General features: G+C 64.5%; 23 protein-coding genes and 1 pseudogene. 17 read left to right on the top strand and 7 right to left on the bottom strand.

The features are described from left to right. Positions 1-23 precede the first annotated feature (23 nt). Complete coding sequence (locus tag F9288_RS12620; protein WP_174837114.1) at positions 24-2,396, bottom strand: TonB-dependent receptor; 2,373 nt, start codon at positions 2,394-2,396, stop codon at positions 24-26. Positions 2,397-2,580: 184 nt separating this feature from the next. On the opposite strand from F9288_RS12620, the gene F9288_RS12615 reads away from it, so the two are divergent. Continuing rightward, positions 2,581-3,207, top strand: a complete 627-nt coding sequence (locus F9288_RS12615) for a TetR/AcrR family transcriptional regulator (protein WP_174837113.1) — start codon at positions 2,581-2,583, stop codon at positions 3,205-3,207. A 22-nt stretch (positions 3,208-3,229) separates the two neighbouring features. Here F9288_RS12615 and F9288_RS12610 read toward each other — a convergent pair whose 3' ends face one another. The 4 genes from F9288_RS12610 to F9288_RS12595 form a co-directional block, all read right to left on the bottom strand. Then, positions 3,230-4,075, bottom strand: coding sequence for an SDR family oxidoreductase (locus F9288_RS12610; RefSeq protein WP_174837112.1), 846 nt, complete (start codon positions 4,073-4,075; stop codon positions 3,230-3,232). Between the two features lie 2 nt (positions 4,076-4,077). After that, complete coding sequence (locus tag F9288_RS12605; RefSeq protein ID WP_217482513.1) at positions 4,078-4,569, bottom strand: 2,4'-dihydroxyacetophenone dioxygenase family protein; 492 nt, start codon at positions 4,567-4,569, stop codon at positions 4,078-4,080. Positions 4,570-4,590: 21 nt separating this feature from the next. After that, the gene (locus F9288_RS12600; protein ID WP_174837111.1) at positions 4,591-6,996 is read right to left on the bottom strand and encodes an arylsulfatase; all 2,406 of its coding nucleotides are present in this window, start codon (positions 6,994-6,996) and stop codon (positions 4,591-4,593) included. A 149-nt stretch (positions 6,997-7,145) separates the two neighbouring features. Beyond that, on the bottom strand, positions 7,146-8,150 hold the full coding sequence (locus F9288_RS12595) for an AraC family transcriptional regulator (RefSeq protein ID WP_174837110.1): 1,005 nt from the start codon (positions 8,148-8,150) through the stop codon (positions 7,146-7,148). Between the two features lie 128 nt (positions 8,151-8,278). Here F9288_RS12595 and F9288_RS12590 point away from each other — a divergent pair, with 128 nt between their 5' ends. The 3 genes from F9288_RS12590 to F9288_RS22400 are packed head-to-tail and all read left to right on the top strand — an operon-like array spanning position 8,279 to position 10,574. Further along, on the top strand, positions 8,279-9,997 hold the full coding sequence (locus F9288_RS12590) for a long-chain-fatty-acid--CoA ligase (protein WP_368076155.1): 1,719 nt from the start codon (positions 8,279-8,281) through the stop codon (positions 9,995-9,997). A 15-nt stretch (positions 9,998-10,012) separates the two neighbouring features. Next, positions 10,013-10,363: a hypothetical protein gene (locus tag F9288_RS12585; protein ID WP_174837109.1), complete on the top strand. Its 351-nt coding sequence runs from the start codon at positions 10,013-10,015 to the stop codon at positions 10,361-10,363. Beyond that, positions 10,341-10,574 carry a hypothetical protein gene (locus tag F9288_RS22400; RefSeq protein WP_174837108.1) on the top strand — a complete coding sequence of 78 codons (234 nt, stop codon included), beginning with the start codon at positions 10,341-10,343 and terminating at the stop codon, positions 10,572-10,574. The genes F9288_RS12585 and F9288_RS22400 overlap by 23 nt, the downstream gene beginning before the upstream one ends. Positions 10,575-10,754: 180 nt before the next feature. On the opposite strand, the pseudogene F9288_RS12575 reads toward F9288_RS22400, so the two are convergent. Further along, a pseudogene (locus tag F9288_RS12575) lies at positions 10,755-10,970 on the bottom strand (transposase); the annotation flags it as partial. Positions 10,971-11,194: 224 nt separating this feature from the next. Next, entirely contained in the window at positions 11,195-11,938 is a 744-nt protein-coding gene (locus tag F9288_RS12570; protein WP_254620866.1) for a DUF3800 domain-containing protein, read from the bottom strand. 181 nt (positions 11,939-12,119) lie between these two features. Here F9288_RS12570 and F9288_RS12565 point away from each other — a divergent pair, with 181 nt between their 5' ends. The 13 genes from F9288_RS12565 (at position 12,120) to F9288_RS12505 (ending at position 24,127) form a co-directional block, all read left to right on the top strand. Further along, entirely contained in the window at positions 12,120-12,989 is an 870-nt protein-coding gene (locus F9288_RS12565; protein ID WP_217482512.1) for a DUF5710 domain-containing protein, read from the top strand. 108 nt (positions 12,990-13,097) lie between these two features. Next, the gene (locus tag F9288_RS12560) at positions 13,098-14,057 is read left to right on the top strand and encodes an AraC family transcriptional regulator (protein ID WP_174837106.1); all 960 of its coding nucleotides are present in this window, start codon (positions 13,098-13,100) and stop codon (positions 14,055-14,057) included. A 532-nt stretch (positions 14,058-14,589) separates the two neighbouring features. Further along, positions 14,590-15,570 (top strand): P-type conjugative transfer ATPase TrbB, encoded by a 981-nt coding sequence (gene trbB / locus F9288_RS12555; RefSeq protein WP_174837105.1) that lies wholly within the window; start codon positions 14,590-14,592, stop codon positions 15,568-15,570. Positions 15,571-15,602: 32 nt separating this feature from the next. After that, complete coding sequence (locus tag F9288_RS12550) at positions 15,603-15,932, top strand: TrbC/VirB2 family protein (RefSeq protein ID WP_174839064.1); 330 nt, start codon at positions 15,603-15,605, stop codon at positions 15,930-15,932. Beyond that, a complete protein-coding gene (locus F9288_RS12545; protein WP_174837104.1) occupies positions 15,932-16,201 on the top strand; it encodes a VirB3 family type IV secretion system protein in 270 nt (89 codons plus the stop codon). The genes F9288_RS12550 and F9288_RS12545 overlap by 1 nt, the downstream gene beginning before the upstream one ends. Further along, positions 16,198-18,669 carry a conjugal transfer protein TrbE gene (gene trbE / locus F9288_RS12540; protein WP_174837103.1) on the top strand — a complete coding sequence of 824 codons (2,472 nt, stop codon included), beginning with the start codon at positions 16,198-16,200 and terminating at the stop codon, positions 18,667-18,669. The genes F9288_RS12545 and trbE overlap by 4 nt, the downstream gene beginning before the upstream one ends. Before the next feature lie 17 nt (positions 18,670-18,686). Further along, the gene (trbJ, locus tag F9288_RS12535) at positions 18,687-19,403 is read left to right on the top strand and encodes a P-type conjugative transfer protein TrbJ (RefSeq protein ID WP_174837102.1); all 717 of its coding nucleotides are present in this window, start codon (positions 18,687-18,689) and stop codon (positions 19,401-19,403) included. A gap of 9 nt (positions 19,404-19,412) precedes the next feature. Then, positions 19,413-19,688: a putative entry exclusion protein TrbK-alt gene (trbK-alt, locus tag F9288_RS12530; RefSeq protein WP_174837101.1), complete on the top strand. Its 276-nt coding sequence runs from the start codon at positions 19,413-19,415 to the stop codon at positions 19,686-19,688. After that, positions 19,685-20,962: a P-type conjugative transfer protein TrbL gene (gene trbL, locus F9288_RS12525; protein WP_174837100.1), complete on the top strand. Its 1,278-nt coding sequence runs from the start codon at positions 19,685-19,687 to the stop codon at positions 20,960-20,962. The genes trbK-alt and trbL overlap by 4 nt, the downstream gene beginning before the upstream one ends. Positions 20,963-20,965: 3 nt before the next feature. Continuing rightward, positions 20,966-21,649, top strand: coding sequence for a conjugal transfer protein TrbF (gene trbF / locus F9288_RS12520; RefSeq protein ID WP_174837099.1), 684 nt, complete (start codon positions 20,966-20,968; stop codon positions 21,647-21,649). Continuing rightward, the gene (gene trbG, locus F9288_RS12515; RefSeq protein ID WP_174837098.1) at positions 21,646-22,659 is read left to right on the top strand and encodes a P-type conjugative transfer protein TrbG; all 1,014 of its coding nucleotides are present in this window, start codon (positions 21,646-21,648) and stop codon (positions 22,657-22,659) included. The genes trbF and trbG overlap by 4 nt, the downstream gene beginning before the upstream one ends. Then, positions 22,656-23,903, top strand: coding sequence for a TrbI/VirB10 family protein (locus F9288_RS12510; protein ID WP_254620865.1), 1,248 nt, complete (start codon positions 22,656-22,658; stop codon positions 23,901-23,903). The genes trbG and F9288_RS12510 overlap by 4 nt, the downstream gene beginning before the upstream one ends. After that, on the top strand, positions 23,903-24,127 hold the full coding sequence (locus tag F9288_RS12505) for a DUF2274 domain-containing protein (protein WP_174837097.1): 225 nt from the start codon (positions 23,903-23,905) through the stop codon (positions 24,125-24,127). Before F9288_RS12510 ends, F9288_RS12505 begins: the two co-directional genes overlap by 1 nt. Positions 24,128-24,164 lie beyond the last annotated feature (37 nt).

Below are 24,164 nucleotides of genomic sequence, written 5' to 3'. Positions count from 1 at the left end.
TTCCTCGCAAACATCTTGCGTCGTCAGAATGTCTTGCGCAGCGTCACGCCGATTTCGCGCGGTGCCCCGAGATAGCGCTGGAAGGATCCGTCGCTGACCAGATTGTGCGTGCCGTCGATCAGGATCACGGTCTGGTTGAACAGATTGTTCGACCAGACCGACAGATCGAACCCGCCGTCGAACCGCGCCCCCACTCGCAGGTTGACGAGCGCATAGGGCTTCTGGACATGGCCCGGATCGAGCGTGGCGTCGGTCAGCACCCGCGACGACCAGCTGCCGTCGAGGCGGCTGTAGATCGCGCCAAAACTGGTCGGCCGTTCGAAGTTGAGGCCCGCGGTGGCCTTGAACCGCGCGGTATAGGGGAGCCGACTGCCTGACAGGTCGCAGGCGGTGAAAACGCCGCCCACTGGCAGGCTGTCCGGCGTGCGACCGAAATAGCATGCGCCGGCGAGGTAGCTGTCGTAATGCGCATCGAGCCAGGTCCCACCAGCATTGAGGGTCAGCCCCTTGGCGACCGCGAAGCTGGCATCCGCCTCGACCCCGTTCACCGTGACTTGTTCGGCATTGTTGACGAGGAACTGGAGGCCTACAAAGCCCGCGTTCTGATAATTGTGATAGACGGTATGGAAAGCCGCGAGCGCCACGCGGCCGCGTTTCTGGGCGAAATCGAATTTCGCCCCGGCCTCGAAATTATCGACCCTTTCGTCGCCGAACGGCCGCGCCTCGCGTGGCGCGCTCCCATAACCGATGTTGAAGCCGCCCGATTTGCTGCCACGCGCCCAGGTGGCATAGAGCATCGTATGCTCGCTCGGCTTGTAGTCGGCGGTGAGCGTCCAGGTGAAGCCGTCGGTGTGGTGGCGGTAGTCGCCGTCACCGGCGGACGATGAAAGGACGGCCGTGAGCAGGTTGATATATTCATAGCCGGTGCCGATCAGCGCCGGATTGGGTGTCACGTCGAAACTATTGTGCAGCGACGCTTTCTTGGTTTCGGTCTGCCATCTGAGACCGGCGGTGAGCGACAATCCGTCCACGACCTTGAGGGTCGTCTGGCCGAAGACTGCCCCATAGTCCGACCTGGCGCGGGAATCGAAGAAACCGCGGTCGCCATTCTGCCCCAGGACAACCGTGTCGGGCAGGCTGGCGTCGAGCGGAATGTAAGCGGCCGCGGGTCCGAGAATGAAGGACGGCGTACGGCCGCGATCCCCTCGCTCGAAACTGCTGTGCAGATAATAACCGCCGACCATCCATTCCACGGGGCCGCCGCTCGGCGAAGCCAGACGCACCTCCTGCGAGAAGATCTTGCCCTTTTGCAGGTCATGCTGAGCGGCCACGGGGATCTGCAACTGGTCGATATCGTCCTCGATGCTGAGCGACTTGTAGTTCGACCAGGCGGTGATCGCGGTCAGCGTATTCCGGCCGAGGCTGGAGGTCAGCGTCGCCGAGAGTATGTTGTTCTCGCTCGACGCACGCGCCGGGGCGTCGCTGCAGATGATGCGGTTGCTGGGGTTATTGTTGGGACAGGGCTTGACCCCGAACATTGGGCCCAGCGCCGTGTCGAGATAGGTGGCGGTCGGCCCCAGATACAGGCCGGGATCGATACCGCGCGTATCATAGACCTTGGCGCGGGCGGCGGTCAGCAGCAGGCGCGTCTGCGCGGACAGGTCGACCTCGACCTGTCCGCGCACGACATAGCGCTTCATGTCGTTCGTGTTGCCGGCGCTGGTGATCAAATTGCGCGTCGTCGCACCCTGATCATACCACACGCCCGACACCCGCACGCGAACGGAATCCGATAACGGCCCGGAGATCGAGCCGGCGAGCCGCCCGGCGAGCGCATCGCGGCCGCCATGGAGGGTCGACAGGCTGGCATCGACATGCCCTTCGAGCGAATGCGACGGTCCCTCGGTGACGATATTGACGACACCGGCCGTCACGTTCTTGCCGTAAAGGGTGGATTGCGGCCCCTTCAGCACCTCGAGCCGTGCGACATCGACCAGATCGTCAACGCCAAGGCCCGATCGCGGCATGTAAACTCCGTCGATGAACAGGCCGACATCGGGCTCGAAGGTCGGAATATTGGCGTCCGAGCCGATCCCGCGCAGGCGATAGCTCTGCGCGATCATGCTGTCGCTCTGGACAACGGCCAGCGACGGCACCAGCATCGTCGCCGATTGCATCCCGATAACGCCCGAGTTGCGCAGATCCGCCCCGCTGAGCGCGGAAACGGCAATCGGAACGTTTTGCAACGACTGCTCGCGCTTCTGCGCGGTCACGACGATATCGGGCAATGTCGCCTGCGCCTGTCCCTCCTGCGCCTGCGCGTCCTGCGCGCAAAGCGGTGTGACAGCGGTCCCAAGAATGGCCAGCATGACCGGCCGAAGAACGATCTTCCGCAAGGCTGTTTCTCCCCGTTTGATACGTGCTCGGGCTGATTGGCTTCCCCGACTCAATTTTTCTGCACGCCGTGCATCTTTGACAAAATCATGCACGACGTGCAATAATTATTTTCCCCTTGGCAGAGCGGACGAAAGCGCCCTAGCCAAGCAGCGGAGATGGCAATGAAGGGGTCCGGTCGGAGCGATGTCGCGGCGCGAAGAGAATAATGAAAAAAGACGGCGCAAGCTGCTGGCTGCCGCGCGGACGCTCTTTGACCGGCAGGGCTTCGAGGCGACGACGGTCGCCCAGATCGCCAAGGCGTCCAAATCGGCGCTGCGGACGGTCTACAATGTGTTCCCGGCCAAGATCGACATATTGGCGGCATTGCTCTCCGCCGAAGCCGAGGTGCAGCTGACCGCAGGACTTGCGGAACTGACCGCGGCGGGGGATGACGATCCTCAGCATCGCCTGATGCAATTGCTGGAAATGCTGACGCATATTTTTACCGACGGGTCCCGTGCCGAGAGCCGGTTGGTCACCGCCCATGCCATCTCGATGGGGAGATCGACGCTCGCTGGCCAGATCTACGATGACATCGATCGGGAGGTGCAACGCCGAATCCTCGATCTCCTGCTGGCACTTCAGGCACAGCGCGCGTTTCGCGATGATGTGGAAGCCGAGCCGCTGGCGCGCCTGGTGTTCAATGCGGTCAACGGACTGTTCTTCCTATGGCTTGGCGATGATGCCATGACCTCGGCGCAATGTCTGGAACGCTTGCGGGAGCATGTCGTCATTCTGATTCCCCGGCGCGCTCCAGGGGAAAGCGATTAGCGCATTACGGGCCGCAGCGCGCTTACCAGCCCCCGGTGGGCGCGGGGCCGAGAAATCCAATCTTGCGCGAACTGGCGATGGACAGGCGCCGCGTGAGGCGACGGGATACCCGCATCATCCCACAGAGCAGCGTGGCATAAGGGCCCGAGCGGACCACCGCTTCACCGCCTTCGACTCCCCGCACGATATCGCGCGCGATGATCTCGGCATCGCAGCCCTTGGCGTCATAATAAGCTTGAAGGCCGGCGATCTGCTCGACGCTGATTTGCGGTGCAATGTTCCGTCGCGCCTTGACGATGTTGGTATTGACGACGCCGGGTGCGACGATCGTCACGGTGATCGGTTCGCCATCCAGCTCCATCGCCAGCACTTCGGACAGGCCGACCACGGCATGTTTGGAAGCGGCATAGGCCGACATGCACGCCGCTGGCGCGAAACCGGCGGTCGAGGCGACGTTGACGATCGCCGCGCGGGTGCCGGCACGGCGCATTCCGGGAAGGAACGCGCGCGTCATCAGCACCATGCCCATCACATTGATGTCGAAGACCCGTCGCCATGCAGAAGGCGACGTGTCCTCGAACGCGCCCAGATAACCGATCCCGGCATTGTTGATCAGCACATCGATACCACCCGCGACTAATTTCACTTCCGTCGCGAAGGCCATCACCTCGGCTTCCGACGCCACGTCGCAAGGCCGCGCCATGATAGCGCCGAGCCGCGCCGCGATTGGCGCAAGAGCATTGGCATCAATGTCGGACAGGATCAGCCGCGCGCCCCGCGCCGCGATCGCTTCGGCGCAGGCCAGACCGATCCCCGACGCCGCGCCCGTGATCAGGACGCGGCGCCCCGCAAGACTGAAGCGCGTCATCCTCAGCCGGCGAAGCTGGTGACGTCGTGCGGCGTGATGCCCTGGGCCTCGCAATAGGCAAGGTAACGATCGACCAAAGTCTTCCAATTCTCGATCGCGACGACTTGGCTGGCATCGTCCATGTAGAGCAACTCGCCCATCGTGATGTTAAGCGTGATGACCTCGTCGCCATGCCCCGCGACCGCGGCCGGGGTATGGGCTGTACCAGCCGTCTCGAAGACGACGCTGCCCGGCCGGGCGACCCAGTCATGCTCCTTGTAGCGCCACGCGCCGGCGATCGTGTAGACGATCACCGTGCCGCTATGATGGTGGCGCGGCAGTTCCATCGAAGCGGGCACCTTGAGCAGGGTGATCGTCTCACCGCGCACCGGATCGGCCTTCAGCAGCTTGATGTGGACGTCGGGCGTATAGGGGGTGAAGGGCACCCAGGGCAGCGCCTCGTGGTCGATCAGCGCGGTGTTGACGTTCTCGAAATTCATGCGTGGGGCAGTCATGGTATTTCTCCGTGAAAATGGTCAGTGTGTGGTGGGCGGGGGCGCGGCCTGCATCAGGGGGGCGACATCGATCGTCACTGCGCGGATCGTGCCGGTAAAGTGCGGGCCGGCCGTGCCGTAATCCTCGATCACTGGCGTTGCAGTATCATCGCCAACATCCGCGCCATCGTCGGCCGAGAACATGATCGGCTGCGTCACGTCGATCCGCCCTTCGGCGAGCAACCTGTCACCTGCGAACAGCCGCCCGGTGCCGCCCGCACCGATCTTGCCGCCGTCATAAGCAAATTCGAATCGCAGCTTCGCGGCGCCCGCCGGCAGCGCGTTCGTTGCGGCGATGGTGAAGCGGCGCCTGCCCAGGTAATTATAAGTGAAGGCGGGCTTCCCGTCCTTGAGATAAAGGCTCCAGCCGCCGAAGCGGCCGCCCTGCGCGATGATCGCGCCATTGGCCACGCCGTCTTGTGCCAGCGCCAGATCGGCGGTGATTGCGAACGAGCGGTCCTTGATGTTGATGAAGGTGTTTTCGCTCATCGCGGTCATGCCCGGGTAAACCGTCAGGCTGGTGCGCCCGGCCATCAGGTCGGGGCGACCGACGAGCGCTGCGTTGAGCCGCTCCAGCCGCCGGTCGTCGAGCGGCAGCACATGATATTTGATCGCTTCGTCGAGGAAGCTCTGCTGCATCGCCTTCAGCCGCTCCGGATATTGGGCAGCGACATCGTGCGCGAGGCTGAAATCGCGGCGCGTGTCGAATAATTCCCAGATGTCCTTGTCGAGCGGCCGGCGAGGTTTCGCCGCCCATGGTTCGAAATGCACGGTGCGCGCCAGCCAGCCGTTGCGATACAGAGCACGATTGCCAAGTATCTCGAAATATTGCGTGGTCCGGCGATCCGCCGCCTTCGGATCCGCAAAGCTGTATTCCATGCTGATACCGTCGAGCGGCATCTGCTTGATGCCGTCGACGCTGACCGGAGCGGACAGCCCGGCGGCCTCGAGAACGGTCGGCATGATATCGATGACGTGGTGGAATTGCGGACGCAGGCCCGGTGTGCCGAGATGGCCCGGCCAGGACACCACCAGCCCGTTGCGCGTTCCTCCGAAATCGGACGCAACCTGCTTGGTCCAGCTGAACGGGGCGTCACCGGCGAATGCCCAGCCCGAGGCATAGTGATTATAGGTGGATGGGCCGCCAAGCTGGTCGATCTGCTTCAGCTGATCCTCGACCGTCTCTGGAGAGCCGTTGAAATAGCTGTTCTCGTTGACGAGGCCGGACGCGCCGCCCTCGGCGCTCGCGCCATTGTCGCCGACGACATAGAAGATGAGCGTATTGTCGAAACGGCCGAGCTGCTTGAGCGTATCGATCAGCCGTCCGGCCTCGTGGTCGGTCATTTCAGCGAAACCCGCGAACACCTCCATCTGGCGCGCGAACAGACGCTTTTCGTCGGGCGAGAGGGTGGTCCACGCGCGGATATCGTCGGGGCGCGGCGCGAGCTTCGTCCCCTTTGGCACTACGCCGAGCTTGATCTGTCGCGCCAGCGTCTGCTCGCGTATTGCGTCCCAGCCGGCGTCGAATGCGCCGCGATAGCGAGCGCTCCATTCGGGCGACACATGGTGCGGGGCGTGGGTCGCGCCGGGAGCGTAATAGAGGAAGAAAGGTTTGTCCGGCGCCAGCGCGGAAACCGAACGCAGCCAGTTGATCGACTGGTCGGTCATGTCGGTCAGGAAATGATAGCCGGGCCTGCGCGGTGGTTCGACATGCGCGGTTCCGTCATAGATGGTCGGCGACCATTGGTTGGTCTCCCCGGCGACGAAGCCGTAAAATTTGTCGAAACCCGAGCCAGTCGGCCAGCGGTCGAAGGGGCCGGCTGCGCTCACGTCTGCCGCCGGGGTCTGGTGCCATTTGCCGAACGCCCCGGTCGCATAACCATTGAGGCGCAGCACAGTGGCAATCGGTGCGGCGCTGGCCGGCTGGCGCCCGGTGTCGCCCGGAAACACCGTCGCGGTCTCCATGATCGAGCCGGTCTCGACATTGTGGTGATTGCGCCCGGTGAGTAGCGCGGCGCGTGTCGGCGAGCAGAGTGCGGTGGTATGGAAATTATTGTAGCGATTGCCTTGCGCGGCGAGGCTTTCAAGCGCGGGCATGTGGATCGGGCCGCCAAACGCGCTCGACTGACCGAACCCCATGTCGTCGAGCAGAATCACCACAATGTTGGGAGCGCCGGCCGGCGCATGGACCGGCGACACCGGTGCCGGGGGAACAGCGTTACGCACGTCGAGTGTGGTCAGATGCGGGCGCTCCGGCTCGGCGATCGGCAGCTTCGTACGATTGACGTTCGGAACGGCCTGGGGAGCGCTCTGTGCCAACGCGCTCGTCGCGAGCAAGGCGCCAGTCGCCGCGATTGCGAATCCCGTCCTGCGCCTGATCGATGCCATCCTCATCCCCGTTATGGTCTGTGCGCCACCTCGCCTTTCTACGCGCCGTGAGGCGCATATGATTAACTTCACGCGCCAAGAAGTTACCTTTACGCGCCACAACCGCGATCGCGGTTATCGAGTACACAGCAGCTGCGAAAGATGTGCGTCTATGGACGTGCGTCGCGGCGGTATCGCAACGGCGAGACACCGTACCAACGGCGGAACGCCCGGGTGAGCGCGCTCGGCTGCGCATAGCCGAGCATATCGGCGATCTCGGCAAGCGATACATGCGACTGCACGAGATATTTACGGGCGAGATCGGCGCGCACCGCATCGCGCATCGCCTCGAAACTGCTGCCCGCCTCCGCCAGTCCGCGCTGAAGGCTGCGGACACTATAGCCGAGCGCGCCGGCAATCGTTTCGGCAGAACAAGTCTGGCCATAAGCGAGCCGCGCGCGGACCGCGGCTTCGACGCGCGGCGACAGCGCACCACCGTCGAACGCATCGCGGCGACGGATCATTTGGACCGCCAGCTTGTGCGCCGCCGCGCCAGGTGATTGCATCGGCATCCGCAATGTCGCGCTATCGACACAAACCGCATTGCGTTCCTGCCCGAACAGGATCTCTGTCCCGAATGCGCGGCGATGCAGTGTCGCCGACGTGGGCGCGCCGTAGCGAAACTGGGCATAGAGCGGATACCAGTCCGGTCCAGCGCGCGAGCGCACGAACCCGGTCACCAGCGCCAGCCCGAGTTCGATCACCTGGCGATCATCATGCTCGTGGCTGAAGCTGATAGCATAGTCGATCAGCGCTCCCTCGCGATTGCGGGTGAACCCGACGACCAGGCTACTCGAATGAAGGCGCAGATATTGGGCAAGCAGGTGCAGCGCATCGCCGACGGTCGCGGTCGTGAGCATCATCAGATAAAGCGGACCGAGCACCGCGAGATCCTGTCGCTGCGCAAGGCGTAGGCCGAAATCAGGGCAGTCCAGGCGCTCCGCGGCCAGTTCGAAAAAGCACAGTGCCGCCTCCGCCGAAATCATCGCGTCGGGATCATCGAAACTAGCCGGTGGGAGGCAGGCCTCCGTTTTTAGCGCAGTGAGGTCGCCGCCCAGCTCACCGATCAGCGAATCCGCGCCGATCAGAACGATGCCGCTGAGATCCCTGGCCACAGGCGTTCCCCTTCCGGGCGCAAGCAGGACCAGTCCCCAGCGCCGGGCGGTAGCGATAGTCCAGAACTGGCAGATAAAGAAAGAAATATGGCGCGATAAGTTAAGTCTGATCGTCAGCGCTCCTCTAAGTGGGCTGCATCGGGGGAGCGTTAGGCGCCGTTGGGCGCAGAGAACGCGGCAACGGAACCTGCGCTTGGGAGATATCGGCAAGCTTCGGGTTCGGATCCGATAGATCGGGAGAGACGGCCATGCTTGGCCTGATGCAAAACTGGCCGCTCACCGTCGATCGTATCATCGACCACGCCGCTCGCGTCCATGGCCGGCGGGAAATCGTCACGCGGCGTACCGACGGGCTGATCCATCGCAGCGACTATGCCACGCTGCGCGCCCGCGCGAGGCAGGTGTCGGCGGCACTCCGGCGTCTCGGGATCGCTATGGGCGATCGGGTTGCGACGTTGGCCTGGAATAGCGAGCGCCACATGGAATGCTGGTACGGCGCGATGGGCATCGGGGCCGTGCTGCACACGCTGAATCCACGCCTGCATGCCGACCAACTCGTCTGGATCGCCCGGGATGCTGGCAGCCGCGTGCTCGTGCTCGACAGCGACCTCATATCGCTGATCGAGCCGATCCGCGACCGCCTTCCGTTCGAGCATTATATCATCATCGCTGATGCCAACGGTATGCCGAGCAGCACGCTCGGCGCGCTGTCCTATGAAGAATGGATCGCCGCCGCCGGGCACGATACGATCTGGGGCGGGTTCGATGAGAACACCGCCTGCGGGCTGTGTTATACCTCGGGCACGACGGGCAATCCCAAGGGCGTGCTCTACTCGCACCGCTCGAACACGCTCCATACGATGATGGTGATGGCCAAAGGCGCGCTTGGGATCGGCCCCGACGATGTCGTCATGCCGGTCGTGCCGATGTTCCACGCGAACGCCTGGGGGCTAGCTTTCGCGTGCCCGGCGGCGGGCGCGAAACTGGTCATGCCCGGTGGGCAGCTCGATGGTACCTCGCTTTATGAACTGCTCGATCGCGAGCGGGTGACGATCACCGCCGCGGTGCCCACCGTATGGCTCGGCCTGCTGCATTATCTGCGCGAGCATGATCTCAAATTACCCTATCTCGAGCGGGTTATTATCGGCGGCTCCGCATTGCCCGAGGCGATCCTTCGTGCCTTCGAGGAGGACTATGACGTCGAGGTTATTCAAGGCTGGGGCATGACCGAGACCTCCCCGGTCGGCACGATCAGCGGCGTTCCCGCGACGATTGCCGAAGGAGAGGGGCTGGCGCACAAGCTCAAGCAGGGGCGGCCACCCTTCGGTGTGGAACTGAGGGTCGCCGATGATGAGAATGCCGAAGCGCCGTGGGATGGCGCGACGCCCGGCCGGCTCCTGATCCGCGGCTTCGCCGTGGCGGGCGGCTATTGGCATGGGGCGGGCGGCGATATTCTCGATGCGGATGGCTTCTTCGATACCGGCGACGTGGCCACGATCGACGCGCACGGCGCGATGCAGATCACCGACCGCGCCAAGGACGTCATCAAGTCAGGCGGTGAATGGATCAGCTCGATCGCGATCGAAAATATCGCGCTCTCGCACCCTGCGGTCGCCAACGCTGCCGCAATCGGCGTGCCGCATCCCAAATGGGACGAACGGCCGGTGCTGATCGTCGAGACCCGCCCCGGCGCCGCGGTGACTGAGGACGAACTGCGCGCCTATCTCGGTGGCCGCATCGCCCGTTGGTGGATGCCCGATGCGTTCGTCTTTCTCGACGTTATCCCGCTCGGTGCCACCGGCAAGATCGACAAGCGGGCGCTGCGCGAGACGATCCGCAACCGTTGAACGAGGAGCCATCCGATGTCGTACAGGCCGCCCGTTGCCGAGCAGGTGTTCGCCCTCAAGGTGAGCGCCGGGATCGCCGAACTCGCCACCACCGAGCGTTTCGCCGCTGCCGAGGCCGACATGGTGACGGCGATCGTCGAGGGGATCGGCGCGTTCGCCGCCGGGGAGTTTGCGCCGTTGGCCCGCATCGGCGATACCGAAGGCGCGCGGCTGGCCGATGGCGCAGTTACGCTGCCGGCGGGCTATGTCGCGGCTTATCGCGCCTATGTCGAGCAGGGCTGGAACGCGGTGGCGGTGGCGGTGGCGGTGGCGGGGGCGGCGGAGCATGGCGGCCACCTGCGTGATGAGCGATGGCGACAACGATGAGTGCATCGGCGAACTGATCGGTGCCGAGAACGACGGCCTCAAGGCCATGTTCACGATGATGAACTCGGCGCGCATCAATGTGGGCGCGCAGGAGGTCATGGTGGCCAAGGCCGCGTTCCAGAAGGCGGCAACCTATGCGCGAATACGTCTTTCCAGAGGCTTGCAGGTGTCAAAAGGGCCGTTCGAAACGCGCGTCTTCAAAGTGGGATGACTGCATCGGCGAAAGCAGTCTTTCGTCGCTGCTTGACCGGCAACTTCTGAGCCAAAAGCTGTCGGATAGTTGCGCCGTAACGGACGGCAGAAATGTCCCCAAACCCAGTCGATCGAGGCGAGGAACGCCGCGATTAACAGCGGTCGGATGGTTTGCGACCCACTGCCGGCCATTCTATGATTCCGTCAGCAGCTTCTTCAGCCGCCGGTTCTCGTCCTCGATCGTGCGCAACCGCGCCGCCTCCGACACCGTCATGCCGCCGTACTTCGCCTTCCAGTTGTAGAACGTCGCATCGCTGATGCCATGCTTCCGGCACAGCTCCGCGGTCTTCACGCCCGCCTCGTGCTCACGCAGCACGCCAATGATCTGATCCTCGGCAAAACGGCCTCGCCGCATCGCTCGTCTCCATCTGACGAGCTAACCTACCAATGGCATGAATTCCGGGGAGCAGGTCAATCCTCGAAAAGAGGTCAGCATGTTAACTGAAATTCCCTGCGATACAAAGGGGGAACACCGTTCACCTTGCGAGACTGACTTTCAAGCCCTATATTGCGAACAAATGGATCGGGAATTCTCGATCGGCGCTAGGCTCCGGTGAACCCATCGGGGCCTTTCGCTTTTCAGGGGCGCGGAAAAACCTTCAGACCGTAGCCATCGATACCGCCCCCAGCGTTCCTGCGAAACTTTCGCTCGACGATCTCATAAGCGCGGTTTGGTTGCTCCGGGGCAATGACATGGCGACCGATCGGATGGGCCACCAGATCGGCCAGTTGCAACCCAGGTGAGTTGTGCTTCTTGTCGACAAATCGGATTGAGAGATTCTCCATTCTGCCGACCCGGTTATCGCCATCGCGTATGCGCCGGAACTCTAGCTCGAGCTTGTCATCTTCTGCCCTGCCGCGACACTCGATCAGCAGATGTGTCGTTCGGTCGACCTGACCTCGTTCGGCGAGGAACATCTGCAACCGCTCCATGCAGAAGCCGAGCGCAATTTCATAGGGGTCGTTGGGCATGGCATATCGATCTACAAGCCGCTGCTTGTCGATCACCGCCGCTATCAATGTGAAATCGGCCGTTTCCATCACCCCGTTGAGCCGTTCGATGAAACGCGCCCTTACATCGGCATCGAAGAGGATCGCAAAGTCGCCCCGGGATTTCCTTATCTCGTGACTATGAAGCACCACGGCGTCGTGGCCCCAGAAATCAAGCTTGAGCTGCTGGACCGCTGGCACGACCGTCTGCTGATAGGCATCCTTCGCGCAGATACAGAACGCGAGCACGAAGACAGGATACTCGCGATTGATGTTCCGAAGCCCATGGTCGCCGCTCTCGTCGACATAGACGATGAAATCACTGAAGCTCATGGGGAGAGGCATATACTTAGCGCGAACGCGAGCGCGAATGATTCCATCGCTGCGTGTCACGATATGCCCGGGCCGCTCCGCTGGCGGCCAAAGCTCCAACTGATCCTTTCATTGCGTATGACGCCGGACACTGGTTACCCGATGCGCCGCTCAAAAACCTCGTGCAGACGCATCGGGGCAAATGGTCTGGACGCCGATGCGCCCATCGGCGAAAGTGTCGTCGATGACGGCGATCCCTCTTTGCGTGCCCTTTGCCCGAAAGGATGAAGCGCGGCATGCCGGCGCCCGGTGGGACCGGGAGCAGCGGGTCTGGACCTGCGAGGTCGGTCTGCTGCGCAGCGACGCCTATGCGGGGCTGCGCCCGTTCGTGCCGCGCATGTATCGACCGGAGCTGGAGCCGCCTTACATCCGGCCGTGGATGGTGCCGCAAACCTCATGGGGCAAGAACCTGCGCGCGCTCCTGTCGAAGGACGAATGGGATGTCGTCCGCAAGCACGCATATGAAACCGCCGGTCATCGCTGTCGGGTCTGCGGCGGACGTGGACCGCAATGGCCGGTCGAGGCCGACGAAGCCTGGGACTATGACGACCAAACACGGACTCAGACTCTCAAGGGCGTGATCGCGCTGTGCCCCAACTGTCACCATGTCCGTCATTGGGGCAAGATGACGGCCGACGACCGCGAGGAAGAAGTCATCGCCTGGGTCATGCGCATCAATCGCTGGACGCGAACGATGGCTGAGGACGCCGCGGCGTTCGCTTTCGACCAGTGGGACCGCCGGTCCCGCCATGAATGGAACAGCGACTATAGCTGGGTCACCCGCGTCCACGGCTTCCGGCCTGACGAGCAGGGCGAGCGCCGCGCCGAGGCCGCCAATCGCGAGCTGGTGGAAAAAGCGACCGCGCGAGCCGATGCGACCGAGCGCAGCACCGGGATGAGCTTCCTCCATGGTGAAGATTATCGGGCCTCAAACAACGATCCGACGATCCGAATGCGGTCGATCAACAGATCCTCCATCCGTGGCTTGATGAAATCGCTGTTCGGCGAATAGCGCTTCTCAACTCACTTTCTGCCATTCCTTGATTCCACCGCGAATGTCCGCTGCTGGCGCGCGATGAAGTGACCCGCGGTCAGCGCGGCGGCTCGTGCGCCGCGGGAGTTGTCGACGATCGCGTGTCTGCTTCACTTGACATGTTTGCGAGGAAAGGCAGATTCCCCTAACGGAACAGGACAAGAAACTTCGTCGACTGAGCTGCTTCCCATGTCGAACATGAAGATGGATTTCCGCCAGCCGCCTGACTGGCTGGCCAATCATTTCTCGTTTTTCTATCATTTTCGGCAAGACGACGATCGTTTTGAGGCAGTCGACCGCGCCGATTATGGGCAGTTCCGCTTCATTCTGCGCGGTCGCAACGCGCGTTATCGTTTTGTCGACGGGTTCGAGCAGGCAATGCCGGACATCTACATCATGGGGCCAACGACCGGATCATCAATCCTGAGCTGCGATGGCGCGGCCGAGGCGATCGGCGTCGGGCTGATGCCGCACGGCTGGGCGGCGCTGGTCCCGATGGACGCCTCGGCTGCGGCGAACCGATTGTTCGACGCGAAGGGTCTTTTCGGGAATATCGTCGTCGAGGTTTACGAGAAACTGCGTGACACGCAGGATTTCGATGCACGCGTCGCGATTCTCGAGGAGATGCTGGTCACGCTGATGACGCGGCAGAAACCGGTGTATCATGCGTTCGTCAGTCAGGTGAATGATTGGCTCGCCGGCGCCGCCGCGCCGGACATCAACGATTTGCTCGAACTGACCGGCTTGTCGTTGCGGCAGGTCCAGCGCGGCTGCAACCGCTATTTCGGTTCGCCGCCCAAGGTCCTGACCCGCAAATACAGGGCGCTGCGCGCAGCGGTGGCGATGATGCATCGCGACCCCGATCTCGACGAACTGCTTGTCGACGGATTCTACGACCAGTCGCACTTGAACCGGGAAATCAAGCATTTCACCGGAATGACCCCGCATGTCTTCGCCGAACATCCGACCGAACTGAACCGCGAGATCGCCAAGCGCATTGCGCTGGAACGGCAGAACCCGATCAGGCGCAATGGCGTGATCACCTGAAATGTTTTCGTCGTAAAAGGCGACAGCTTCCGTCGCCAGGAGAAGAATGATGGAAGGTCGGTTCGCGGCCCAGCCTTCCGCATACACGGACGACTACCCAACAGACAGCGCCTCACAAGACTGATCGCTGATTATGGCCCGCATGAACGGCAGCAAGGTCCCCATGTGCCGCCGAATCGTTGGGGGCGGAGGATCAATTTTCGCCGTTCTCCATACCAAAGAGAATACCCACCCTACGAATAATTCTAACGAATTATCCGGATTGAGGCAGCACGAACAGTCAGATGTCTCCGAACTTGACGATCATCGGCATCACTGGCCCGCAAAGATTCGGGATGCGCACCCTCGCTCGCGACACAAAACTACCCTCAGCCTTGGTGCGGTTGGGGACGATCACCTTACGCCATTCCCTGTCTTTCTTCTCCAGCCTTTGACCGCGCCAATGCGCTGTTGAAACCCGCCGATTTCTGCGTCTCTTAATCGTCCCCGCAACGCCGGATGCCGCTCGCCGGCACCGAACTCGGGGACCACGATGCTCGCACAACCGATCCGATCCGAAGCCAGCGCGCGCGGTGCGCGGATGCTGCGGACTGCGATGGGCGCTGCGATCGCCGAATGGCTCGCCGACCCAGCGGTCATAGAGGTGATGCTCAATCCGGACGGCCGTCTGTGGGTCGATCGGCTGGGCGAGGGAATCAGCGACACCGGAAAATCCATATCACCGGCCGATGGCGAACGCATCGTCCGGCTGGTCGCGCACCATGTCGGCGCCGAGATCCATGCCCGGAGTCCGCGCGTGTCCGCGGAGCTGCCCGAAACCGGCGAACGGTTCGAAGGCCTGATCCCGCCGGTCGTGACGGCCCCCACGTTCGCGATCCGCAAGCCTGCCGTCGCCGTCTTCTCGCTCGACGATTATGTCGATGCCGCGATCATGTCGCGGTCGCACGCGACGATCCTGCGCGACGCGGTCGCCGAGCGGCAGAACATCCTCGTTGCCGGCGGAACCGGGACCGGCAAGACGACGCTGACCAACGCGCTGCTCGCCGAGATCGCGCGAACCAACGATCGCGTCGTCCTGATCGAGGACACCCGCGAGCTGCAATGCGCCGCGCCGAACCTCGTCGCCATGCGAACCAAGGATGGCGTCGCGTCGCTCTCCGACCTTGTGCGCTCGTCGCTGCGACTGCGCCCCGACCGCATCCCGATCGGCGAGGTGCGCGGCGCCGAGGCGCTCGACCTTCTGAAGGCGTGGGGCACCGGCCATCCGGGAGGCGTCGGCACGATCCATGCCGGGACCGCGATCGGCGCGCTGCGGCGCATGGAGCAGCTCATCCAGGAAGCCGTCGTGACCGTACCGCGCGCGCTGCTCGCCGAAACGATCGACCTGATCGCGGTGCTGGTGCGCGACGGCCACGGACGCCGGCTTGCCGAACTCGCCCGCGTCGAAGGCCTCGATCCCGCCACCGGCGACTTCTGTCTCACCCCCCTGCCCTCAACCGGAGATTTGAAATGAAGGAACTCAAGGCCCGCCTGCGTGCCGGCACCATGCTCGATTCACTTCGCCATGCCCGGACCAGGGCGAGCGGCGCGCTGCTGCTTCTCACCACGGCGGTCATGGCCAGCCCCGCGCACGCCTCCGGTTCATCGATGCCGTGGGAAGCCCCTCTTCAGAGCATCCTGCAATCGATCGAGGGTCCCGTCGCCAAGATCGTCGCGGTGATCATCATCATCGTCACCGGCCTGAGCCTCGCGTTCGGCGATACGTCGGGCGGCTTCCGCCGGCTGATCCAGATCGTGTTCGGCCTGTCGATCGCCTTCGCCGCGTCGAGCTTCTTCTTGTCGTTTTTCTCGTTCGGCGGCGGGGCGCTGATCTGATGATCGGCGATGAGCCTGTTCCCGGCTTTTTCGCGCCGGTCCATCGCGCGCTCAGCGAGCCGATTCTGCTGGGCGGCGCGCCGCGCGCGCTGGCGATCGTCAACGGCACGCTCGCCGGCGCGATCGGGCTCGGCTTGCGCTTGTGGATCGCGGGCATCGTGATCTGGGGGATCGGCCATGCCTTGTCGGTATGGGCGGCACGACGCGATCCGCAATTCGTCGACGTCGCCCGGCGTCATCTCCGCTATCCGACGTGGATGCGGCCATGATGTCGCTCGCCGAATATCGGACCAGGGCCGCCTGCCTTGCCGATTTCCTGCCTTGGGTCGCGCTGGTGGCGCCGGGGATCGTCCTCAACAAGGACGGCAGCTTCCAGCGCACCGCCGCGTTTCGCGGTCCGGACCTCGACAGCGCGACACTGGCCGAGCTGGTCGCGGTCACGGCGCGGCTCAACAATGCCCTGCGCCGTCTGGGCTCGGGTTGGGCGGTGTTCGTCGAGGCGCAGCGCGTGCCCGCAAACGATTATCCGGCCAGCACCTTTCCCGACCCCGTCTCGGCGCTGGTGGACATGGAGCGCCGCGCGCAGTTCCGCGAGGAGAGCGCGCATTTCGAGAGCGCCTATTATCTCACTCTGCTCTGGATGCCGCCCGCCGAGGAGGCCGCGCGCGCCGAAGGCTGGCTCTATGAGGGGAAGTCGTCGACCGGCGTCGATCCGCACGAATTGCTGCGCGGGTTTGCCGATCGCACCGACCGCCTGCTCCATCTGGTCGAAGGCTTCATGCCCGAGGCGCGCTGGCTCGATGACACGGAGACGCTGACCTACCTCCATTCGTGCGTGTCGACGCGCCGGCAGAAGGTGCGCGTGCCCGAGACGCCGATCTATCTCGATGCGCTGCTCGCCGACGAGGGCCTGTCGGGCGGTCTCGAACCGAAGCTTGGCGACCATCATCTGCGCACCCTGACGATCACCGGATTCCCGAGCGCCACCTTTCCGGGCCTGCTCGACGAACTCAACCGTCAACCGTTCGGCTATCGCTGGTCGACCCGCGCGATCATGCTCGACAAGACCGACGCGACCAAGCTCCTCACCCGCATCCGGCGGCAATGGTTCGCCAAGCGCAAGTCGGTCGCCGCGATCCTCAAGGAGGTGATGACCAACGAAGCGTCGGTGCTGCTCGATTCCGACGCCTCCAACAAGGCGGCCGATGCCGACGCCGCCTTGCAGGAACTCGGCTCCGACCAGGCGGGCATCGCCTATGTCACCGCGACGATCACGGTCTGGGACACCGACCCGACGCTGGCGGCCGAGAAGCTGCGATTGGTCGAGAAGGTCGTCCAGGGCCGCGACTTCACCTGCACCGTCGAAAGCATGAACGCGATCGAGGCATGGCTCGGGAGCCTGCCCGGCCACGTCTATGCCAATGTCCGGCAACCGCCGGTCTCCACGCTCAATCTCGCCCACCTGATCCCTCTGTCAGCGGTGTGGGCGGGGGCGGAACGGGACGAGCATTTCGGTGACGCCCCCTTGCTGTACGGCAAGACCGAAGGCTCGACCCCGTTCCGCTTTTCCCTTCATGTCGGCGACGTCGGCCATACGTTGATCGTCGGCCCGACCGGCGCCGGCAAATCGGTCCTGCTCGCGATGATGGCGATGCAGTTCCGGCGATACGCCGGCGCGCAGATCTTCGCGTTCGATTTCGGCGGATCGATCCGCGCGGCGACGATCGCGATGGGCGGCGACTGGCAGGATCTCGGGAGCGCGCTCCACGGCAGCGATCGCGCGCAGCGTGCCACAGGCGAAGATGCAGCATCGTCCGGCTCGGCCGCGGTCGCCCTGCAGCCGCTTGCCCGGATCGATGATCACGGCGAGCGCGCCTGGGCGACCGAATGGCTGAACGCCATCCTCGTCGGCGAAGGCATCCTGATCGACCCGCAGGTCAAGGACCATCTCTGGTCCGCCCTTACATCGCTCGCATCGGCCCCCGTGCAGGAGCGGACGCTGACGGGCCTGTCGGTGCTCCTTCAGGATCAGATGCTCAAGCAGGCACTGGCGCCTTACTGCGTCGGCGGTCCATGGGGTCATCTGCTCGATGCCGAGGCCGAGCGGCTCGGCGAGGCCGACGTGCAGGCGTTCGAAACCGAGGGCCTCGTCGGCACGGCAGCCGCGGCCGCCGTCCTGTCCTACCTCTTCCATCGGATCGAAGCGCGGCTCGACGGTTCTCCCACGCTCATCATCATCGACGAGGGCTGGTTGGCGCTGGTCAACCCGATCTTCGCCGCGCAGATCCGGGAGTGGCTCAAAACATTGCGGAAAAAGAACGCGAGCGTGATCTTCGCGACCCAGAGCCTCGCCGACATCGATAACAGCGCGATCGCCCCGGCGATCATCGAAAGCTGCCTGACGCGAATCTTCCTGCCCAACGAGCGAGCGATGGAGCCGCAGATCCAGGCGATCTACACGCGGTTCGGCCTCAACGCACGGCAGATCGAGATCCTCAGCCGGGCAACGCCGAAACGCGATTATTATTGCCAGTCCCGGCGCGGCAATCGCCTGTTCGAGCTGGGGTTGGGCGAGGTGGCGCTGGCCTTTGCCGCTGCCTCCTCCCGCGCCGACCAGGCCGCGATCTCCGATATCGTCAACGCCCACGGTCCGGACGGCTTCGCCGCCGAATGGCTGCGCCATCGCGACTGCGGATGGGCGGTCGAGCTGCTTCGTCCGGAACCCAGCCTTCACTAGCGCAAGGAGACGCCTCAATGACCCGATCTTCATTTCGCCGTGCCGTGACCGTGAGCGCCTTGCTCGCGGCGACGATCGCGCCCGCACTCGCTCCCGCGCCGGCCTGGGCGCAGTTCGGCGGGATCGTCTATGATCCGACCAATTATGCCCAGAACGTCCTGACCGCCGCACGGTCGCTGCAACAGATCAACAACCAGATCCAGCAGATCCAGCAGCAGGCGACCAGCCTGATCAACCAGGCGCGCAATCTGGCGTCGCTGCCGTTCAGCTCGCTCCAGCAACTCCAGCAGCAGGTGCAGCGCACCCAGCAATTGCTCGGCCAGGCGCAGCGCATCGCTTATGATGTCCAGAACATCCAGCAGGCGTTCACCGGCCGATACAAGGGCGCGGCGCTCAGCGGCAGCAATGCCGAGATGGTCGCGAACGCCAATGCGCGCTGGGAGGACAGCGTCGGCGCGTTCGAGGATGCGCTCAAGGTACAGGCCGGTGTGGTCGGCAATATCGATGGCACCCGCACCTCGATGGACAGCCTCGTCACCGCCAGCCAGTCGGCGACGGGCGCGCTCCAGGCGACGCAGGCCGGCAACCAGCTCCTCGCGCTGCAATCGCAGCAGCTCGCCGACATGAGCGCGATGATCGCCGCACAGGGCCGCGCGCAGGCACTGGAGGCGGCGCGCCAGACGGCCGAGGAGGCGGAAGGCCGTGCCCGCTTCCGCCGCTTCATCGGCAATTAGGCCGGCGCCATGTCCCAGACCTCCTCACGCAACGCGAAGATCGCCGGCGTCGCGGCGCTCGCGGGTACGATGGTGGCGGTGGCGATCGTCGCCGCCACCCGAGCGCCTGCCCCTTCGCCGACGCTGCCGGTCGCGATGCGCGGGAATCCGCTCCCGACCCGGCTCGCCCAGGAACTGGATCGTTGCTCCACCCTCACCATGCCCGACGCAGGTTGCGAGGCGGCATGGGCAGAGAACCGGCGCCGCTTCTTCGGCCAGCCGCGTTCGGAAAGCGCCGCACGATGAATGGCACCGGGATCGTCGACAATTTCCTCGGAATATTCTCCAGCTACATCGACAGCGGCTTCGGCCTGCTCGGCGGCGAGGTCGCGTTCCTCTCCACGACGCTGATCGTGATCGACGTGACGATCGTTGGGCTGTTCTGGGCCTGGGGCGCGGACGAGGACGTGTTGCAGCGCCTTATCAAGAAGACGCTCTATATCGGCACCTTCGCCTTCATCATCGGCAACTTCGCGACGCTGGCGACGATCCTGTTCAACAGCTTCGCCGGCCTTGGCCTCAAGGCGGGCGGCGGCACGCTCACGCTCGACGCCTTCATGCGGCCGAGCAGCGTCGCGGCGGCCGGCATCGACGCGGCGAAACCGCTCCTCGAGGCGGCGGGTCAGTTTTCCAGCCTGTGGGCGTTCTTCGCCAACGCCACGCTGATCGCGGTGCTGCTGATCGGCTGGGTGCTCGTCATCCTCGCCTTCTTCTGCATGGCCGCGCAGATCTTCCTCATCCTGATCGAGTTCAAGCTGGTGACGCTGATCGGGTTCGTCCTTCTCCCCTTCGCTTTCTACAATCGCACCGCATTCATGGCCGAGCGGGTGCTGGGGCACATCGTCTCCAGCGGCATCAAGGTGCTGACGCTCGGCGTCATCACCAGCATCGGCACGACCTTGTTCAGCCAGTTCCTGACGCTTGCGCCCGGCACCGAGCCGACCGCCGAACAGGTGCTGGCGCTGATCCTCGCCGCGCTGGTCTTTGGCGGGCTTTCGATCTTCGGGCCGAGCATCGCCAATGGTATCGTGTCGGGTGGTCCCCAACTCGGCGCAGGCGCGGCGGCCGGCACGGTGCTTGCCGCGGGCGCGACGATTGCGGGCGGCGCGGCGGTCGCCGGTCTCGCCGGCGGGGCAGCAGCCGGGGCACTCTCCGCCGTCGCCTCGGGCGGCGCCCGCGCCGCCGGCAGCGCATCTGCCACCTATAGCGCCGGGGCGGCTGACCGAAGCGGTGCCTCCGCCGTCGCCGGTGGACTTTCCTCAGTCGGCAAGGCGGCGGTGCAGGGTGCGATGTCGCCGCTCCGGCGCGCGGTGGATGCCGCGAAGCAGAACTTCGCCGCCGGCCGCGCCGGTTCTCCGACCCCCGCAGGCGGCCCCGAAGACGGCGGTCAGCCAGCCTGGGCCAAAGCGATGAAGCGCCGCCAAGCCATCACCCATGGTGCCGGCATCGCCAGCCAGACCCTCAAGAGCGGCGACAGCCACGGTGGCGGCGCCGGTCCTGATATTTCCGAAAAGGATTGATCGATGTTTCGACGACCATCCGTGCGCTATGGCACCACACCCGCGCCGGTGACGCCCTATCAACGTGCGGCCCAACTATGGGATGATCGCATCGGGTCCGCGCGCGTACAGGCCAAAAACTGGCGACTCGCCTTCTTCGGCTGCCTCGCCCTGTCGGGCGGCCTTGCCGGCGGCCTCGTCTGGCAGGCCGCGCGCGGGCATATCACGCCCTGGGTGGTCGAGGTGGACAAGCTCGGCGAGGCACGCGCCGTCGCACCGGCCGAAGCCGGCTATCAGCCGACCGATGCCCAGGTCGCCTGGCACCTTGCGCTTTTCATCGAGGATGTGCGCACCATTCCTGCCGATCCGATCGTGCTGCGGCAGAACTGGCTCCGCGCCTATGATTTCGCGACCGAGAAAGGCGCGCAGGTGCTCAATGACTATGCGCGCAACAACGATCCGTTCGCGCTGGTCGGCAAGGTCCAGGTCGCCGTCGACGTTTCCAGCGTGATCCGGGCCTCGCCGACCAGCTTCCGGGTCGCCTGGACCGAACGGCGCTATCAGGATGGATCGCTCACCGAAACCTCGCGCTGGTCGGCGATCGTGACCGTCGTGAACCAGACCCCGCGCACAGCCGACGGACTCCGCAAGAACCCGCTCGGCATCTTCGTGGACGCCCTCAACTGGTCAAAGGAACTCAGCCAATGACAAACCCTTCGCGCCTGCGCACGCGCACGCTAACCTGCGCCCTGCTCGTTGCAGGCATCCCTTCCTGCCCCACGCCAGCGCTCGCGCAGAATGCGACCGTGGCGCCGCAACAACCGGCGATTTCAAAGGGCACCGAAGTCGCTGCTCCGCAGGGCAAGGCCATCGCGATTGCGAAGCCTCGCGCGAAGAGCAAGCGGCATAACCGTGTCCATGCCGCGCCGGTGCGGGCGCAACCGCGGGATACCCGGACGCGGGTCGGCGCGGCCAATGCCGCGGCGCGGGTCGAGCCCGATCGCACCTCATGGCTCAACGCGATCCAGCAATTTCCCTATGCCGACGGCGCGCTCTACCAGATCTATCTGGCACCGGGACAGGTGACGGACATCGCGTTGCAGGAAGGCGAGGAGCTGGTCGGCCCCGGCCCGGTCGCGGCTGGCGATACAGTGCGGTGGATCATCGGGGACACCAGCAGCGGCCAGGGCGTGACCAGGCGCGTCCACATCCTCGTGAAACCGACGCGGCCCGATCTGGTGACCAACCTCGTCATCAACACCGATCGCCGCACCTATCACCTCGAACTGCGCGCGACGCCGGTCACCTATATGGCGGGCGTCTCCTGGACCTATCCTCAGGACCAGCTCATCGCCCTTCGCAGCGCGACCGCTGCGGCGGAGCGCGCCGCGCCGGTCAGCGCCGGCATCGAGGTTGCGGCGCTCAATTTCCGCTATCGGATCGATGGCGATCGCGCACCCTGGCGGCCGGTGCGCGCGTTCGACGATGGCAGGCAGGCCTATATCGAATTTCCCGAGGGCATCGCGACCGCAGAAATGCCACCCGTATTCGTGCTGGGCGCCGACGGTGGCGCCGAACTGGTCAATTACCGGGTTCAGGGCCGTTATATGGTGATCGACCGATTGTTCGATGCAGCCGAGCTGCGGCTCGGAACGAAGAAAACCCAGCAGCGCGTCACGATCCGGCGCGAGGACGTGCGTCGGCGGAGGGGATCGTGAGCACCGAACCACAGCCGGCCGACGCCGCCGGGAGCGAGGCCGCGCCTCCCACTGGACCGGCCGTAGATGCCGCGGAAGCCTTTCGGATTCGCGCCGATCCGCCGCGTGTGATGCGCTTGTCCCGCAAGACGCTCGCGATCATGGGCATCGTCGCCGGAACGGGGATTGGCGGATCGCTGATCTATGCGTTGCAGCCGCGCAGCCATGTCGCGGCCGCCAACCTTTACGATACCGACAGCCGGAACAAGGCGGACGTGGTGACGTCAGCGGCGAGCGATTATTCGAAGGTGCCGAAGCTCGGCGCCCCGCTTCCCGGCGATCTCGGCCGGCCCATCCTCAGCGCGCAGGCCAATGGCCAGAACGTCCCGACCCCATCGATCGGAGCACAACCTCCCGTCGACCCGGCGGTCACGGCTGCGGAGCAGGCTCGCCAGCGCGTCGCGCAGGAGCGGGATACCGCGCGCACCAGCAAGCTGTTTCTCGGCAGCGCCGCTGCCCCGGCAGCGGTCGATACCAATCCCGCCGCGCCCGTTGCGCCTCCTGCGACGGCGACGGCGGGACAGTCAGCCGATCAAGGTTCCACACCGGCGGCGACGGATCAGACGTCGAAGCGGGCGTTCCTCCAGAGCGGCGGAAATCGCACGACCGCCAGCCTGGAGCGGCTGGCGCCCCCGGCGTCGCCGAACATCGTGCAGGCCGGCAGCATCATCCCTGCCGCGCTGATCACGGGCATCCGGTCCGACCTTCCCGGCCAGATCACCGCCCAGGTGACGCAGAATGTCTATGACAGCCCTACCGGACGCACCCTCCTCATTCCGCAGGGCGCGCGGCTGATCGGTGAATATGACAGTCAGGTCTCCGCTGGCCAGAACCGCGTGCTTCTCGCCTGGGACCGACTGATCATGCCCGACGGGCGATCGATCCTGCTCGACCGCCAGCCCGGCGCGGATGCGCGCGGATTTGCCGGGCTTCAGGATGGCACCAGCTATCATTGGGGCAATATGCTGAAGGCCGCGTTGGTTTCGACCCTGCTCGGCGTCGGGACCGAGTTCGCCACCAACAACGATGACGAACTGCTTCGCGCGCTTCGCTACGGCACCCAGGACACGATCAACCAGACCGGCCGGCAGCTCGTGCAACGCGAGGTGAACGTGCCACCGACGCTGACGATCAGGCCGGGCGCTCCATTGCGCGTGATGGTCACGCGCGACCTGATCCTCGATCCGATTTCGGGAGGCCGGTGATGGCGAAGTTGAAGCTCGGCCCTATCGAGGACGAGAAGCCGGTCAAATTGACGATCGAGCTGACGGCATCGGTGCACCGCGATCTGCTTGCCTATGCTCGCGCGCACGCAGCCGAGACGGGCTTGCACGCGCCCCTTCCACCAGAACGTCTCATCGTTCCGATGATCGCCCACTTCATGGCTGGAGATCGATCCTTCAAACGCCGGAAAGATCCACACCCATGAGAAATGCGTGGCGCATCCTGAGAAGATTATAATCGGA

Origin of the sequence: Sphingomonas sp. CL5.1 (genome assembly GCF_013344685.1) — a bacterium.
In the GTDB taxonomy this organism is placed as follows: domain Bacteria; phylum Pseudomonadota; class Alphaproteobacteria; order Sphingomonadales; family Sphingomonadaceae; genus Sphingomonas.
The sequence above is the reverse complement of the archived record's forward strand: the minus strand, read 5'-3'. Positions and strand labels throughout refer to the sequence as shown.